14 protein-coding genes are annotated in these 15,977 nt (G+C 58.0%); 6 read left to right on the top strand and 8 right to left on the bottom strand.

What is annotated here, in order from left to right; genetic code table 11:
* The first annotated feature begins 54 nt into the window (after nt 1–54).
* Together ACF0H7_RS28685 and ACF0H7_RS28680 are read left to right on the top strand one after the other, a co-directional pair.
* On the top strand, nt 55–2,541 hold the full coding sequence (locus tag ACF0H7_RS28685) for a circularly permuted type 2 ATP-grasp protein (RefSeq protein WP_397450173.1): 2,487 nt from the start codon (nt 55–57) through the stop codon (nt 2,539–2,541).
* Complete coding sequence (locus ACF0H7_RS28680; protein ID WP_397450172.1) at nt 2,541–3,434, top strand: transglutaminase N-terminal domain-containing protein; 894 nt, start codon at nt 2,541–2,543, stop codon at nt 3,432–3,434. The genes ACF0H7_RS28685 and ACF0H7_RS28680 overlap by 1 nt, the downstream gene beginning before the upstream one ends.
* A 79-nt stretch (nt 3,435–3,513) precedes the next feature.
* Here the strand turns inward: ACF0H7_RS28680 and ACF0H7_RS28675 are convergent, their stop codons facing one another.
* Entirely contained in the window at nt 3,514–3,699 is a 186-nt protein-coding gene (locus ACF0H7_RS28675; protein WP_397450171.1) for a hypothetical protein, read from the bottom strand.
* Nucleotides 3,700–4,130: 431 nt separating this feature from the next.
* Here ACF0H7_RS28675 and azu point away from each other — a divergent pair, with 431 nt between their 5' ends.
* Nucleotides 4,131–4,577: an azurin gene (gene azu / locus ACF0H7_RS28670; RefSeq protein ID WP_397450170.1), complete on the top strand. Its 447-nt coding sequence runs from the start codon at nt 4,131–4,133 to the stop codon at nt 4,575–4,577.
* A 36-nt stretch (nt 4,578–4,613) separates the two neighbouring features.
* Here azu and ACF0H7_RS28665 read toward each other — a convergent pair whose 3' ends face one another.
* The 7 genes from ACF0H7_RS28665 to ACF0H7_RS28635 form a co-directional block, all read right to left on the bottom strand.
* Entirely contained in the window at nt 4,614–5,294 is a 681-nt protein-coding gene (locus ACF0H7_RS28665) for a hypothetical protein (RefSeq protein ID WP_397450169.1), read from the bottom strand.
* A 392-nt stretch (nt 5,295–5,686) separates the two neighbouring features.
* Nucleotides 5,687–6,136 carry a hypothetical protein gene (locus tag ACF0H7_RS28660; protein ID WP_397450168.1) on the bottom strand — a complete coding sequence of 150 codons (450 nt, stop codon included), beginning with the start codon at nt 6,134–6,136 and terminating at the stop codon, nt 5,687–5,689.
* Nucleotides 6,137–6,526: 390 nt separating this feature from the next.
* Nucleotides 6,527–6,760 carry a hypothetical protein gene (locus tag ACF0H7_RS28655; protein ID WP_397450167.1) on the bottom strand — a complete coding sequence of 78 codons (234 nt, stop codon included), beginning with the start codon at nt 6,758–6,760 and terminating at the stop codon, nt 6,527–6,529.
* 227 nt (nt 6,761–6,987) lie between these two features.
* Nucleotides 6,988–8,004: a DUF1338 domain-containing protein gene (locus ACF0H7_RS28650; protein ID WP_397450166.1), complete on the bottom strand. Its 1,017-nt coding sequence runs from the start codon at nt 8,002–8,004 to the stop codon at nt 6,988–6,990.
* A 240-nt stretch (nt 8,005–8,244) separates the two neighbouring features.
* Entirely contained in the window at nt 8,245–9,072 is an 828-nt protein-coding gene (gene nadE, locus ACF0H7_RS28645) for an ammonia-dependent NAD(+) synthetase (protein WP_397450165.1), read from the bottom strand.
* A 3-nt stretch (nt 9,073–9,075) separates the two neighbouring features.
* Nucleotides 9,076–10,326: a nicotinate phosphoribosyltransferase gene (gene pncB / locus ACF0H7_RS28640; RefSeq protein ID WP_397450164.1), complete on the bottom strand. Its 1,251-nt coding sequence runs from the start codon at nt 10,324–10,326 to the stop codon at nt 9,076–9,078.
* A 68-nt stretch (nt 10,327–10,394) separates the two neighbouring features.
* Nucleotides 10,395–11,297, bottom strand: coding sequence for a LysR family transcriptional regulator (locus ACF0H7_RS28635; protein ID WP_397450163.1), 903 nt, complete (start codon nt 11,295–11,297; stop codon nt 10,395–10,397).
* A 190-nt stretch (nt 11,298–11,487) separates the two neighbouring features.
* Between ACF0H7_RS28635 and ACF0H7_RS28630 the strand changes: the two genes are divergently transcribed.
* From ACF0H7_RS28630 to ACF0H7_RS28620, 3 genes are all read left to right on the top strand, one after another.
* The gene (locus ACF0H7_RS28630) at nt 11,488–12,978 is read left to right on the top strand and encodes an aldehyde dehydrogenase family protein (protein ID WP_397450162.1); all 1,491 of its coding nucleotides are present in this window, start codon (nt 11,488–11,490) and stop codon (nt 12,976–12,978) included.
* Nucleotides 12,979–13,169: 191 nt separating this feature from the next.
* Complete coding sequence (locus ACF0H7_RS28625; RefSeq protein WP_397450161.1) at nt 13,170–14,453, top strand: NAD(P)/FAD-dependent oxidoreductase; 1,284 nt, start codon at nt 13,170–13,172, stop codon at nt 14,451–14,453.
* 378 nt (nt 14,454–14,831) lie between these two features.
* The gene (locus ACF0H7_RS28620; protein WP_397450160.1) at nt 14,832–15,965 is read left to right on the top strand and encodes an ABC transporter substrate-binding protein; all 1,134 of its coding nucleotides are present in this window, start codon (nt 14,832–14,834) and stop codon (nt 15,963–15,965) included.
* The last annotated feature ends 12 nt before the right edge of the window (nt 15,966–15,977 follow it).

The following is a 15,977-nucleotide window of genomic DNA, read 5'->3' as shown; positions in this document are numbered from 1 at the left end:
GTGTGACATTTTTCTGCGCTAATCTGACTTCCCTTGCTGTCTGCCGAGCCCTCCATGCCCGACCTGCTTGACCGTTATCCGCTGACTGCGGGTACTTACCACGAGATGCTCGATGCCAGCGGAGCCGTGCGCCCGCATTGGCGCGTCATGTATGAGCACCTGGAACGCAGCTCGCCCGCACAGTTGATGCAGCGTCAGGCGCTGTTGTCTCGGCAGATTCAAGAAAACGGTGTGACCTACAACGTTTACGCCGATCCCAAAGGCGCAGACCGGCCGTGGGAGCTGGACCTGCTGCCGCACCTGATTTCGGCAAGTGAATGGGCGTCGATCGCTGCGGGCATTGCGCAGCGGGCGCGACTGCTCAACGCGGTGCTGGCGGACTTGTATGGCCCACAAAAGCTGATCGCCGAGGGTTTGCTGCCGGCGGAACTGGTGTTTGGCCACAACAACTACCTGTGGCCGTGCCAAGGTATTCAGCCGCCCGAGGGGGCCTTCCTGCACATGTACGCGGTGGATCTGGCGCGTACGCCGGATGGCCGCTGGTGGGTCACCGCCGATCGTACTCAGGCGCCGTCGGGCGCGGGTTATGCGCTGGAGAACCGGCAAATTGTGTCGCGGGCGTTTCCGGACATGTACCGCGATTTGCAGGTCCAGCACGTCGCGGGGTTTTTCCGCGCGTTACAAGAGACGCTGGCGCGACAGGCACCCAGTGATAAAGAAGCGCCACTGGTGGTGTTGCTGACCCCCGGCCGCTTTAACGAAAGTTACTTCGAACACCTGTATCTGGCGCGCCAGCTGGGTTATCCGCTGGTCGAGGGCAGCGACCTGACCGTGCGCGATGCCACGGTCTACCTGAAAACCCTCAGCGGCCTGCGCCGGGTGCACGCGATCATGCGTCGTCTCGACGACGATTTTTGCGACCCACTGGAGCTGCGCACCGACTCGGCATTGGGTGTGCCAGGCCTGTTGGAAGCCGTTCGTCGTGGGCGGGTGCTGGTGGCCAATGCCTTGGGCAGTGGCGTGCTGGAATCGCCGGGACTGTTGGGTTTTCTGCCGAAAATCAACCAACACCTGTTTGGCGAAGAACTGATTCTGCCGTCCGTGGCGACCTGGTGGTGCGGTGAGCCTCCGGTGCTGGCCCAGGCGCTGGAAAAGCTTCCGGAACTGTTGATCAAGCCGGCGTTTCCATCCCAGAGTTTTGCCCCGGTCTTCGGCCGCGATCTGGATGACGAACAACGCCAGGCGCTGGCCGCGCGAATGCAGGCCCGGCCTTATGCCTACGTCGCTCAGGAGCTTGCGCAGTTGTCTCACGCGCCGGTCTGGCAGGGCGTCACGGATCAACTGCAACCCCGGGCGATTGGCATGCGGGTTTATGCCGTGGCCAGTGCTGACGGCTATCAGGTCCTGCCGGGTGGCTTGACTCGCGTGGCGGCCGAGGCCGATGCCGATGTGGTGTCGATGCAACGCGGCGGCGCCAGCAAGGACACTTGGGTGCTGGGCGAACGAGCCGACGGCATCAAGCCTTGGAAAGGCCAGCGCGCACTGGGAGTGCGGGACCTGGTGCGGCGCGATCCCTATCTGCCCTCGCGGGTGGTGGAAAACCTGTTCTGGTTCGGTCGTTACTGCGAGCGCTGTGATGGCAGTGCGCGGTTGCTGCGAATCATGCTCACGCGCTACGTCGAGGGCGATGATCCCTTGGCGTTGAAAGCGGCGGAGGCATTGGCTGAAAAGCTCGCCCTGCTGCCGGAAGAGGGCGACTTGCACGAGCGCCTGCTTGCGGCATTGATGGGTGAGGACTGGCTGTTCAGCCTGCGTGCCAACCTGCAGCGATTGCAGTGGGCGGCGTCGCAAGTGCGCGGCAAGCTGTCGCAAGAAAACTGGCAGGCGCTGGTGGAACTGCAGCGAGAAGCCCAGAGTCTGGAGACCAAGGAGCCTGATTTCGGCGAATTAATGGACTTTCTCAACCGCTTGGTGATGTCGCTGGCGGCATTGTCCGGCTTCGCCCTGGACGACATGACCCGTGACGAGGGCTGGCGCTTTCTGATGATTGGCAGACGTGTCGAGCGCCTGCAATTCCTCAGTGTCAGCCTCGCCGCGTTTCTGCGCGATGCCGCCGAGAATGATCAGGCCGGCCTGGAGTGGTTGTTGGAGTTGGGCAACAGCAGTATTACCTACCGCTCGCGTTATTTGGCCATGCCACAGCTGATTCCGGTGCTCGATCTGTTGCTGCTGGACGAGCAAAACCCGCATGCGGTGTTGTTCCAGCTCAAACTGGTCTCGCGCTCGGTACGACAATTGAACCTGGACTTTGGCGCGCCGACCGACACCACGCTGCCGATGTTGATTCAGCGCCTGTCGATCTTTGACCTTGGCAGCCTGGAGAACCCGTTGTTCGGCAAAAGCAGCGTGCGCGCGGTGCTTGAAGGTCTGGCGGACTTGCTGCAAAGCATCGGCGACGCCAGCGGGCATGTCTCGGATCGTCTGGCGCTGCGTCACTTTGCCCATGTCGATGATGTCAGCCAGCGTACGGTGTCCGTCTGATGAGCGCTCATTACCAGATTTTTCACGACACGCACTACACATACGACAGTCCGGTGTCGCTGGCGCAGCAACTGGCACACCTGTGGCCACGGCCGTGTACCTGGCAGCGTTGTACCGAACAGACCTTGCAGATCAACCCGACGCCGACCCATCGGCGGGACGAGCTGGATGTGTTTGGCAATCCACTGACCCGGCTGAACTTTGAACGCCCGCATGACCAATTGCAGGTCAACGCGCGATTGCGGGTCGAGGTGCTGTCGCGTCCGCCGCTGGATTTTCACGAATCACCGTGCTGGGACACCACGCGCTCGGCGCTGACCTACAGCGGTCGACCCTTGTCGTCAGCAATTCTCGAAGCCTGCCGCTTTCGCTTCGAATCGCCCTATGTGCATTTGAAACAGACCTTCGTCGAGTTTTCCGCCGAGTGCTTTCCCGTTGCCCGGCCATTGCTGCTGTGCGTGCAGGTCTTGATGGAGAAGATTTTCGACGAGTTCACCTTCGACGAAGAAGCCACACAGGTCGCTACGCCGCTGGTGGAGGTGCTGGAGAGCCGTCGTGGGGTCTGCCAGGACTTCGCGCACCTGATGCTCGCCTGCCTGCGCTCGCGCGGTCTGGCGGCGCGTTACGTCAGCGGCTACCTGCTGACGCAGCCACCCCCTGGGCAGCCGCGCTTGATCGGTGCTGATGCATCGCATGCCTGGGTGTCGGTGTTTTGTCCGGTGCTGGGCTGGGTCGATTTCGATCCGACCAACAACGTCCAGCCAAAGCTTGAGCACATCAGCCTGGCTTGGGGCCGCGATTTCTCGGATGTGTCGCCATTGCGTGGGGTGATTCTGGGCGGTGGCAGTCACGACCCCGAAGTGCGGGTGACGGTGATGCCGGTCGAAGCATAGGCGTAGGACGCCGCCGTAGCCTGCCGCTTGAGCGACAGACCTGGCGTACGAGTCTCACAGGCAGCGAGACCCTGAGGAATCAGTTGGCTGGCGCTTGCTCTGGGGTTGCCTCGGCATCGTCGGCAGGCTCTTGGCCTTCAACGGTTTCGCCATCTGCGCCGGTTTCGGTCAGGGCGGCGTTCTTGCGCTGCAGCTTTTCCTCTTTCTTCTGCTCTTTGGCCAGATCTCTCTGACGTTTGGCGAAGGAATAGTTAGGTTTAGCCATGGGCGATCCTCTGGATAGGCAGTAAGTACCGCCATTCTGCCTGAGAACGGCACCGGGCACACGGCGTTGTGCGCTCAGCGGTCGGCCATGCAAATTTTACTGACCGATTGGACAGGTTTTTGTTAGTCTCTTGCGGGCTTGTCGTAACGCTGATCGTACGTGCCACTGGCACCGTAGGCATAAGCGGCAAGCAAACTGCGAAACAGGCTATTGAGGTCCATAATGTGGGGCTCCAGTGAGTGATGATGGCCCATGGTAGTGCGCCGTTAACTCGTTGGCTGGTTGATTGTCTCGATGGCACCCATAGGCTCAGGCTTGGGTCTGCGTTGTGTTGACGCAGGGCATTGGAACTCGGCTGTGAATCAGGCAGTCTTCCCCACAGACGGAACTTTCGAATAATTTCTTATAACGTCCTGCCTTGGAGATCCATGATGATTCGTAAACTTGTCGCAGTATCCCTGTTGACGCTCGCCAGCAGCCATCTGATGGCGGCGGAGTGCAAGGTCGATATCGATTCCACGGACCAGATGTCCTATAGCACCAAAGAAATTACCATCGACAAAAGCTGCAAAACCTTCACCGTGAACCTGGCTCACTCGGGCGCCTTGCCGAAAAACGTCATGGGTCACAACTGGGTGCTGGCCAAAGAGGCCGATGCACAAGCCGTTGCCTCCGACGGCATTGGCGCCGGCGTCGACAATAACTACCTGAAAGCCAGCGACGCACGCGTCATCGCCCACACCAAGGTCATTGGTGCCGGCGAGACCGATTCGGTGACGTTCGACGTATCGAAGCTGGCTGACGGCGGTCCCTATGCATTTTTCTGCACCTTCCCGGGCCACATCAGCATGATGAAAGGCACCGTTACCGTTAAGTAATCCGCCTCACTGCGTCATGGTCCGAACGAGTTCGGACTATGACTCGTCGGCCATCTTGAAGCTCATGCGGATGGTTTTCCCCGCCAGCTCATTTCGACTCACCGCGCCACCAGGGCGATGGGGTTGATCACCGATAAGTCCCCATCGTTTGTCTGCGGCATGGCAGGTCAAAAAGGGTTGCTGTTTGCCGCCGTCGGGACCAACCAGGCGCTGCCAGCGACACAGCCCGCGATACTCTTTCTCTCCTGACTCAGGAAACCCCGGTACGCCTTTCTGCAGTGTCTCGCGCACGGCGATCGCCCCGCTGGTGGTGCTGCTGCGCTTTTTTTTATCACCGTCGTAAAAACCATCGGTGACGAAATCCACGTCGCTCAGTACCAACGTACAACCGGGCAAATGCCAGGCCAGTGGCACTTCAAAGCTGAAGGGCTGGACTGCACTGTCCGGTTGAGTGTCCATATGTAACTGCGGGCGATGATGGGGGCAGTTTTGCTGGCCTGGCATCGGGTCATATTGCGCAGTGCTGCGCAATACCGTATTCGCCGGCATCTCACCGACCAGCAAAAAATGGGTAGTGCTGCGATAGCCGCTATTGCCCGCGGGCGATTGCTGCGCCGTCGCGACCCAACACAGCGTCCCGATCACGGCAAACAAAGGCAGAAACCAGACCCGCTGGATAATCGAGAGCCGTCGACGACGGAGGTGTTGGCTTAACATCCGATTGAACCTTGCGCAAAGACCGGGGCAGCAGGGTGCCTAGGACCGCGCTCAGGCTCAATGGCTGAAATAAAATCAGGATGTTTCCTACAGATATGTGCCGAGTCGACCATTCGCAGGCAAGCCTGCTCACGCAATGGTTCTGCGGCAGGCACAAATCCTGTAGGAGCTGCCTCAGGCTGCTATCAATCGACATCGCGAAGGCCGTTCCGGCCTTATCGCAGCCTTCGGCAGCTCCTACAGGGGTCAAATGTGTTGGATGAGAACATAGAATCTCCCGCAGAGAACTGCGATCCCCTTTGGGAACAGGCTTGCCTGCGAATGCGGTACTGGTTCAAGTGATAATCTTCAAGTTGTCCTGTGAAACTATTGTTGCCGTCAAAGGGCATTTACTAAGACGATGATTCTCCAGCTTTGAATGAACGCCCCCACAGCGTTACTCCTTTCATCAGTTCAGACAGTATCAGAAGAGCGAGCATTAACACATGGTTGTAGTTTGGAGCTATTTTTGCACCTATTAGTACGATCGATATAGACGGAATGAAAAAAAATAATCGTAGAGGTAGTTGGAAGTAAGCTACCCATTTTGCAACATTGCTCTTCGTCAGAAATAGCACGCAGCTTGCGATAACGGACAACTGCAAAAGCCAACTCATTAGCGTGATGAGTATTTGGGCCGTACCTTGTTCTTGCAGTAGGGGCAAGGTGGAAAGCAGATCGCTAAAGTAAGGGGCTCTGCCATGGTATAGGCTATTGCCGACATACCATAGAAGATACATAGCATCCAACCCACCCCACACCCACCACATAATCGTGGTTGAAGAGGATTTTTTCCCCTTCATTGGTTCTGCTCCTGCGTGTATTCGTAAACGATGTCAGCGGTTACAGGTTGCCAATGCCACGACGTGCCGGTAATTTGCCAATGGTCATCACCCTCTTGGAATTGTTGTTTGACGTGACGTAGTTCACCATAGCTATGCGTTACCGAGCGGCTGGCTATAGGAAGCTCATCATCTGCTAGGTGTTTCCACTCCTGAATTTTGGAGTGTTGGAGCTGTGTTCCGTAGCTAGCGGCAGTTTTTCTGGTTTGATTTCAGACCTTGAAAGAGGCGTAGAAGCCGACTCAGGCTGAGCGTTCCGATTCTTATAAGCGGCGGTTGAAAATGCCGGATGCGTAATGTGAGCGTATTCTCCAGTCCGGTCATTGCTTAGTGGGCTGAAGGGATGTTTTGTCACCAAGAGCCAGACACCCCGCTCACGGATTGAAGAATTTGGCTTCTATGATGCTCGAATCTACTGGCACTCAGATCCAAACTGTGGTCGTGGATAAGGTCATCCAACCCCGAGATGTATTTGTGGTCCTTAAGTGCTAGGTCTACTGTACCAACTGCAAAAAAAGGGCGTTCAATCGAGCCTAGATCGTATTTATGAATGTCGTGGCGGTGGATGAGGCGCAGTTCTTTCATTTCTATTTTCCTATCAATACAGGAGTTTTTGTAGGTCCAAATTCCCACCTTGATATCACTCAATCCACTCAATAGATGCCGGCTAACTCCTCTGAAGATGTAGGAATTTTCTTTTAATAAAAAACAGCGCAAAAAAAGCGCCGAAATCGGCGCATGTTTTATTTGATTTTCTGTTGACCTGCCTGCCCGCGTAGTACGATTGGCATGCCAGTTTTATAAACGAAGCATCACTTCGCCGTCATCTTAAAAATACCCTGCGCATTACTACTATCAAAATTCAAATCCAGCTTGTCATTCTCCGGATCAATCTTGCGCTGAATAAACTCAACAAACGATCCCGGAACCCGATGCTCTTGCACGCGCCCATGACTATCCACCAACCCACGATTCACGGTGCAAGCCCTGTAAGCGGTCTGCATCACACGCCCAGAACCTGAAACCTCGATGGTCTCTTTCATCGGCCGATCCTTGCGGAACTGCTCGGCCACCACCGCTTCCAGATCGATCACCCGATCGGTCAGGTGGTTGAAGCTGTTGCCTTCGGTGGAGATCCAGGCCATTTCCGCGCTTTCGTTGAGGAGCACTTGGTAGTCGGCCTGTTGCACCACGCCGTGTTGGCGGCCGAAGGCGTCGTAGAGGCCGGGCAACAGGCGATGGGCTTCGCTCAGGCTGCAATGACGGGTCAGTTGCAGGCGGTTGAGGATGCTCAGTTGTTCGGCGTTCAGCGGGTCACGGCTTGAGCTGACGACGCGCCCGACGGCGGCCTGGAACGCTTCGCTGAAGCGGCCGGGGTGCAGTTCGGAGACGAAGAACTGGGCGATGTCTTCCGGCAGGTCTTGCTGGCGATAGCCCCAGCCGGTCATGTTCAGTTTGGTCAGTGGGTAGGTGCGCACGTCGGTGAAGCCCAGCGGCTCGAGCAGGCGGGTGAAGGCCTGGCGACCGCGGGGCAGTTCGCCGTTGTCGAACCAGTCGACAGTACGAATCGCGCCATGGTCGAACACCACTTTGCGGCCGTTGTCGGCTTGTTCATCGACATACACCCGGCCAGCGGGGACGGCTTCCACGAGTTTATGGAATAGACACAGGTTCAGCGCTTCGGCCAACCAAGCCCGGTGCACGGCGGTTTCGCTCCAGCTGAAGTCTTCCAGGCCGCGCGGTACTTCGACGTGGTTTTCGAGCCACTGGGCAGCAGGTTGGCCGACGACGGATGCGACAAGCGAGAACAGACCTTCGAAGGAGGACATAAGCAGAGGCTCTGACGATGAAGAGTAGGGCCCTATGAAAGCGTTGATGGCGAAAGGAGGCAAACGAAAAAAAACGGCAGGTTCATTCCGTTTTCTATTGTTGGGGAAATTGCGCTGGTGTCTATGAGGCCGCCTTCTCTCTGTAGGAGCGAACTTGTTCGCGAGGCGACTTACCTGGCACACCGCCTCGCCAACAAGTTGGCTCCTACAGGCGAGGCGATGTTTGCAACACCAGATGAATCAAGGCGCGAACGGCAACTCGCGCTTGTGCTGGGTCTTGTAGTAAGTGTCGCGGATGATCTGGAAGGCTTCTTCACGCAGCGACTGGCCATGCAGGAAGGCATCGATCTCGGCGTAGGTCACGCCGTGCGAGGCTTCGTCCGGTTTGCCTGGTACCAGGTCTTCGAGGTCGGCAGTCGGTACTTTCTCGACCAACGACTCCGGCGCGCCAAAGCTGCGCGCAATCGCCCGCACCTGGTTTTTCACCAGCCCGCTCAGTGGCGCCAGGTCGCAAGCGCCATCGCCAAATTTGGTGAAGAAACCCATCACCGCTTCTGCCGCATGGTCCGTGCCGATCACCAGACCTTGACGGGCGCCAGCGATGGCGTATTGCGCGACCATGCGCATGCGCGCCTTGGTGTTGCCGGTCACGAAGTCCACCGCGCTGGCGTGTTGGCCGTCAAAGGCTTTGATCTGCGCGGTCAATGCCTGCACCGACGGGCCGATGTTCACTGTGTGTGATTCATCCGGCTTGATGCATTCCAGGCTGGCCTGGGCTTCATGTTCGTCGAACTGCACCAGATGCGGCAGGCGCACTGCGATGAAGCAATAGCTGTTGTCGCCGGTGCTTTGACGCAGACCTTCGACCGCGCGCTGCGCGAGCAAACCGGCGGTCAGCGAGTCAACGCCGCCGCTGATGCCCAGCACCAGCGTTTTCAACCGCGCATTCAGCAGGCATTGCTGGATAAAGGCGATCCGGCGAGCGACCTCGGCTTCAAGCGCATGGTGGTCGGCGAAGGGCGGTTGGACCTTGAGCTGTTCAGCAATCTCGAGCTGTACGGCTTGCATGATTCACTCCTTAACAGATTGTGCAGAGTCGGATGATTGAGGAACAGGCAGCGCGCAATCCGGCACCTTGAACACGTGGCGCAGGTACGCGACAAAATTTGGGTCTTTGCATTGTGCTTTCGCCGGTTCATCGGAGATCTTTGCCACCGCCTGACCCGCGCAAGCTGTCATTTTAAGCACAATATTCATTGGCTGAACGCCCGGTATGTCGGCCGTCAGGTTGGTGCCGATGCCGAAGCTGACATTGATCCGACCCCGCAGCGCGCGGAATATTTCCAGCGACTTGGGCAGGTTCAGGCCATCGGAGAACACCAAGGTCTTGCTCATCGGGTCGATGCCAAGCTTTTGGTAATGCGCGATGCATTTTTCAGCCCATTGCACCGGATCACCGGAGTCATGGCGCAGGCCGTCGAACAGTTTGGCGAAGTACAGATCGAAGTCGTTGAGGAAGGCGTCGGTGCTGATGCAGTCGGTCAGGGCGATCCCCAGCAAGCCACGGTACTCTCGGACCCAGCAATCAAGCGCAACGATCTGGCTGTCGATCAGCCGCGGGCCCAGTTGCTGGTGGGCCATGATCCATTCGTGAGCCATGGTGCCCAGCGGTTTGAGGTCCAGTTTGCGTGCCAGCTCGACATTGCTGGTGCCGACGAACTGACCGGGGAAGTCCTTCTTCAGCACCGTGACGACTTCTTCCTGCACGCGGTAGGAAAAGCGCCGACGCGTGCCAAAGTCCGCGACTTTCAGTTCCGCCAGTTCATCGGCGTGCGCATTGGCTTGCAACCAGTCGAACTTGCGATAGAGCTGATCACGCGCCTGAGCCAGTTTGGTGTCTGGATGGCGGCTGCGATTGCGCACTTCGCTGACAATCGCCAGCAGCGGCACTTCGAACATAATCACATGCAGCCACGGCCCATGCAGACGGATGCGCAATTCACCGTCTTCGATGTGGGTCTGCACATAGCGCATGTTGAAACGGAACAGGCCGAGGAAGCGCAGGAAATCGGGCTTCATGAAGCTGATGCGCTCCAGGAAACTCAGCTGCTCAATGTTCATCGACAGCTCGCACAGCAGCGCGATCTGGTGGCGGATTTCGGTCAGGTAAGGCCGCAGATCCTCGCCGTTGCGGCAGCGAAACTCCCACTCAACGTCGACGTTGGGGTAGTTGTGCAGCACCGCTTGCATCATGGTCAGCTTGTAGAAATCGGTGTCGAGCAGGTTCTGCACGATGCGATCCGAGAAGGCGCTCTCACTCATGTACTCAATTCTCCAGAGCAGCCGACGTTATTTGGCTTGCTATGTGTGCTGGGTCCGCATTGTCGCGCTTAAGGCGTCGGGTTTTCCAACTGTTCCAACATCCAGCGCACGAAATCCCTGATTTTCGGCACCTCGGCCGTGTGTTCAGGGTAGGCGATGTAATAGGCGTCGCGGCTGGGCAGGGCGTGGGGCCAGGCCATGACCAGCTTGCCATCGGCCAGCTCTTCTTCGACCAGGAACTTTGGCAGCAGCGCTACGCCGCAGCCGACTTGAGCCGCGCGAATGCACATGTAGAAGGTTTCAAAGCGCGGACCGTGATAACTGTGTTCGGTCTGATAACCCTGGCTTTCGAACCACTGGTGCCAGGCCTGTGGGCGATTGGCGTTTTGCAGCAGCACCAGTTCGCTCAGTTGCGTGGGATCGGTGAAAGGTTTGTCCGGCAGGCTGTCGGGGGAGCACACTGCTACCAGCTCTTCACTGAACAGTTTTACCGACTCGGCACCCGGTCGCGCACCCTGGCCGAAGTAGAACGCCAGGTCACAGCGACCCTGGATCAAATCGTCCGGTTCTTGCTCGTTGATCAGGTCCAGGTGAATGTGCGGATGCCGCAAACGCCAGCCTTTGAGGCGTGGCACCAGCCAGCGGGCGCCGAAGGTCGAGGGTGTCGACACACGCAGGACTTCGGTCTCGCCGCCGTAGGAACGCAGGAAGTGCGTGGACATCTCCACTTGGGTGAGGATTTTCTGCACTTCACCCAGGTACAGTGCGCCGGCCGGGGTCAATTGCAGGCGACGACGCACGCGGCGAAACAACAGGTGCTGGACCAGTTCTTCGAGTTGCGCCACTTGCTTGCTGACCGCGCTTTGGGTCAGGTTCAGCTCTTCGGCGGCGCGGGTGAAACTCAGGTGCCGGGTCACCGCTTCAAAGCATTGCAATGCGGTGATCGACGGCAGGTGACGTTTGTTGAGCATGGTCAGGCCTTTGGTTTTCTACACTGCCAGGGCACAAACGAAGGGCAGCATGAATAAACGGAATGATATCTCGCCTAATGGTCGTTTGTTCACAGGTCTCAGGCCAGTTATTAGTAGAGGCTGATGCATTACCTATGATTTCGGATGCTGTTTTCGATCTCAGCTTTTCATATCCAATCCAGGAGAGAACATGATTACCGACTTGCTCAACCGTCTCGGTGTCGACCCCGCGCTGTATTCCAAAGGCGATCAGGCCGTACACACACCTGTCGATGGCAGCCGCATTGCTTCCGTGCACTGGGAAGGGCGAGCGGAAGTCGAACAGCACATCACCCGTGCCGAAACCGCGTTTGAAGCCTGGCGCAAAGTGCCGGCTCCGCGTCGTGGCGAACTGATGCGTCTGTTCGGTGAAGCCCTGCGCAAGCACAAGGCTGAGTTGGGCGAGCTTGTGTCGTGGGAAGCCGGCAAGATCACTCAGGAAGGCCTGGGTGAAGTGCAGGAAATGATCGACATCTGCGATTTCGCCGTCGGCCTGTCGCGTCAGTTGTACGGTTTGACCATCGCTTCCGAGCGTCCTGGCCACCACATGCGTGAAACCTGGCACCCGCTGGGTGTCGTCGGTGTGATCAGTGCGTTCAACTTCCCGGTAGCCGTGTGGGCGTGGAATACCGCGCTGGCGCTGGTCTGCGGTAACGCCGTGATCTGGAAACCGTCGGAGAAAACCCCGCTGACCGCGCTGGCGTGCCAGGCGCTGTTCGAAGGCGTTCTGCAACACTTCCCGGATGCACCCAAGTACCTGAGCCAAGTGGTGATCGGCGGCCGTGACGCTGGCGAAGCCCTGGTTGAAGACCCGCGTGTGGCGTTGATCAGTGCTACCGGCAGCACCCGCATGGGTCGCCTGGTTGCGCCGGTGGTTGCTGCACGTTTCGCTCGCAGCATCCTCGAGCTGGGCGGCAACAACGCGATGATCCTCGGCCCAAGCGCCGACTTGGATCTGGCTGTACGCGCGATTCTGTTCAGCGCCGTCGGTACTGCCGGTCAGCGTTGCACCAGTTTGCGTCGCCTGATCGCACACGAATCGGTCAAAGATGAAATCGTCACCCGCCTGAAAGCCGCTTACGCGAAAGTCCGTATCGGTCACCCGCTGGAAGGCAATCTGATCGGTCCACTGATCGACAAGCACAGCTTTGAGGCCATGCAAGACGCCCTGGAGCAGGCCAAGAGCGAAGGCGGCCGTATCTTCGGTGGTCAGCGTCAATTGGTTGATCAGTTCCCGAACGCTTACTACGTGTCGCCGGCCATCGTTGAGATGCCAGAGCAAAGCGACGTGGTCTGCACCGAAACCTTCGCGCCGATTCTGTATGTCGTCGGGTACGACGATTTCCCTGAGGCCGTGCGCCTGAACAACGCCGTGCCGCAAGGCCTGTCGTCATGCATTTTCACCACTGACGTGCGTGAAGCCGAGCAGTTCATTTCGGCGCTGGGCAGTGACTGCGGCATCGCCAACGTCAACATCGGCCCAAGCGGTGCGGAAATCGGTGGCGCTTTCGGTGGCGAGAAAGAAACCGGCGGTGGCCGTGAGTCGGGCTCCGATGCGTGGCGCGGTTACATGCGTCGCCAGACGGCGACCGTGAACTACTCGCTGGAACTGCCGTTGGCCCAAGGTATTACTTTTGACTGATTGTCGTATGAAGTGGCCGTTTTAGAGGCTGTTCAGAACGGGTAGGCGCGGGGTGGTTCGGGTAATGTCTGCTGCTCCGCGTTAACCCGATCGCGGGCAAGCCCGCTCCTACAGGGTTTGTATTGTACTTGTAGGAGCGGGCTTGCCCGCGATGGTCATTATTCGGTTTTTGCCTGGTTCGGGGTTTTGCAATGCCGCTACGCGAAGAATGTTTGTGGGAAACGCTGACACCGCAACGGCCTGAAGCCGCGGCGCTCAAAGGGGAGTTGACGGTAGATGTGTGCGTGATCGGCGCGGGCATCACCGGATTGTCGGCAGCGATTCACCTGTTGGAACAAGGCAAAAAAGTTGCGGTGCTCGAAGCTCATCGCACCGGTCACGGTGGGTCGGGGCGTAACGTCGGCCTGGTCAACGCCGGGTTATGGATTCCGCCTGACGAGATCGAAGCGGGTTTCGGCAAGGAAGTCGGCAGTCAGTTGAACCAGATGCTCGGCGCGGCGCCGTCGCTGGTATTCAGTCTGATCGAGAAATACAACATCGATTGCCAGGCGCGCCGCGAAGGCACACTGCACATGGCGCACAACGCCCGTGGCGAAGCTGACCTGCGCAGCCGCGAAGAACAATGGAAGCGCCGTGGCGCCGATGTCGAGTTGTTGACCGGCAAGGCTTGCCAGGGCGCGACCGGCACGCAAAAAATTTCCTCCGCGTTGCTCGACCGGCGTGCCGGTACGTTCAACCCGATGGCCTACACCAGTGGTCTCGCCAAAGCGGCGGCCGATCTGGGTGCGCAAATATTCGACCACTCACCGGTAACACGCCTGGAACGTCAGGGCGATCGCTGGTGCGTCATCACGGAAAACGGCGCGGTACTGGCCGAGAAAGTGGTGATCGCTTCCAACGCATATACCCAAGGTGAATGGACCGAACTGCGGCGCAATTTCTTCCCCGGTTACTACTACCAGGTCGCTTCGGTGCCATTGACCGAAGACGCCGCGCAACAGATTCTGCCGGGTGGCCAGGGCTCCTGGGACACACGTCAGGTGCTGAGCAGCATTCGCCGCGACGCTGATGGCCGTTTGTTACTGGGCAGTCTGGGTAACGGCAATCAAAAGCCGACCTGGTTCCTCAAGGCCTGGGCTGATCGGGTGCAGCAGCACTATTTCCCTTACCTGAAACCGGTGGAGTGGGAATGCACCTGGACCGGTTGCATCGCTTTTACCCCGGATCACCTGTTGCGGCTGTTCGAGCCTGCACCGGGTCTGGTCGCTGTCACGGGCTTTAACGGCCGAGGCAACACCACTGGCACGGTGGTCGGCAAGGCATTTGCCGATTACCTGTGCCATGGCGATCCCAAAGCGCTACCCGTGCCGTTTGCACCCATGGAGCCGGTATCGGCTGTTGGCTTGCGCAGCGCCATGTATGAAGCCGGGTTTTCGCTGTATCACGCGGGCCAGTGCCTGCGGATCGTAATTTAAAAGGATTTTTCGGGCATCCGGCAGCGCTTTTTTCGCGCACCTACTACCCTCAGTTGGTGCGTCCTGTAGCGGTCGCGCACCGCGTGTGTGCACTTCGGTGACGCAGACTGTTACAGAGCGGTTGCACGGGGTCGATTGTTTGGGTTGCAAGCTTTATTCGTCACGGTTGCTCTTTTTTATTGGCAGGGTTGCACCTGCCACGGTTTAGACGGTTGCACGCCCAGTAAAAAAGGGCACGAAACGGTCGAATAACAACAAAACAACGACTTTTTTCAGAATAAAAAACCTATGGCACGCCACTTGCTCAGAGCTTGTTGCTAAATCAAAGCTTCCGCTGAAGTAGCTGTGCTAACTAAAAAACCTCAGGAGCACCATCACATGTCGCAGACGTTTTACAGGAAAGGCTTTCTGGCACTCGCAGTCGCTACTGCACTGGGTGCTTCGTCGTTCGCTCAGGCTGATGTGAAAATCGGTGTCGCAGGTCCAATGACCGGCGCTAACGCTTCCTTCGGCGAGCAGTACATGAAAGGCGCGCAGGCCGCGGCTGACGCGATCAACGCCGCTGGTGGTATCAACGGCGAGAAGATCCAGCTGGTGAAGGGCGATGACGCCTGCGAACCAAAACAAGCCGTGGCTGTAGCCAACAAAATGGTGCAAGACAAAGTGATTGGTGTGGTCGGGCACTTCTGCTCGTCTTCGACCATCCCTGCGTCTGAGGTTTATGCCGACGCTGGCATCCTTGCCATCACTCCAGGTTCGACCAACCCAGCTGTGACCGAGCGCGGTCTGCCGGCAATGATGCGTATGTGCGGTCGCGATGACCAGCAAGGTATCGTGGCAGGTAACTACATTGTCGACGTCCTGAAAGGCAAGAAAGTTGCCGTCATCAACGACAAAGACACCTACGGCAAAGGCCTGGCTGACGCGACTGCTCAGCAGCTGACCAAGCGTGGCGTCAAGCCAGTGCTGGAAGAAGGTCTGACCCGTGGCGAGAAAGACTACAGCGCCCTGGTGACCAAAATCCGCGCCGCTGGTGCTGATGTCGTTTACTTCGGCGGCCTGCACCCGGAAGCCGGTCCACTGGTTCACCAACTGCGTACTGAAGGCCTGAAAGACGTCAAATTCATGTCCGATGACGGCATCGTGACCGATGAAATGGTTGCTACCGCTGGCGGCGCTCCTTACGTCGACGGCGTGTACATGACCTTCGGTGCTGACCCACGTCTGATCCCGGACAGCAAAGCTGTCGTAGAAACCTTCAAGAAATCCGGTTACGAGCCTGAAGGTTACACCTTGTACGCTTACGCTACGGTGCAAGCCCTGGCTGCTGGCTTCAACGGCGCTAAGTCGAACAAAGGTGAAGATGCTGCCAAGTGGTTGAAAGCAAATCCGGTCAAAACCGTGATGGGCACCAAAGAGTGGGATTCCAAGGGCGACCTGAAAGTCTCCGACTACGTGGTCTATCAGTGGGATGCCGCTGGCAAATACCACCAGCTGGAAAAACAGAAGTGAGATAGGCGCTCT

It is taken from the genome of Pseudomonas sp. NA-150, from assembly GCF_044336365.1.
Taxonomy (GTDB): domain Bacteria; phylum Pseudomonadota; class Gammaproteobacteria; order Pseudomonadales; family Pseudomonadaceae; genus Aquipseudomonas.
Note: the sequence above shows the minus strand (reverse complement) of the source record. Positions and strands in the feature narration are given on the sequence as shown.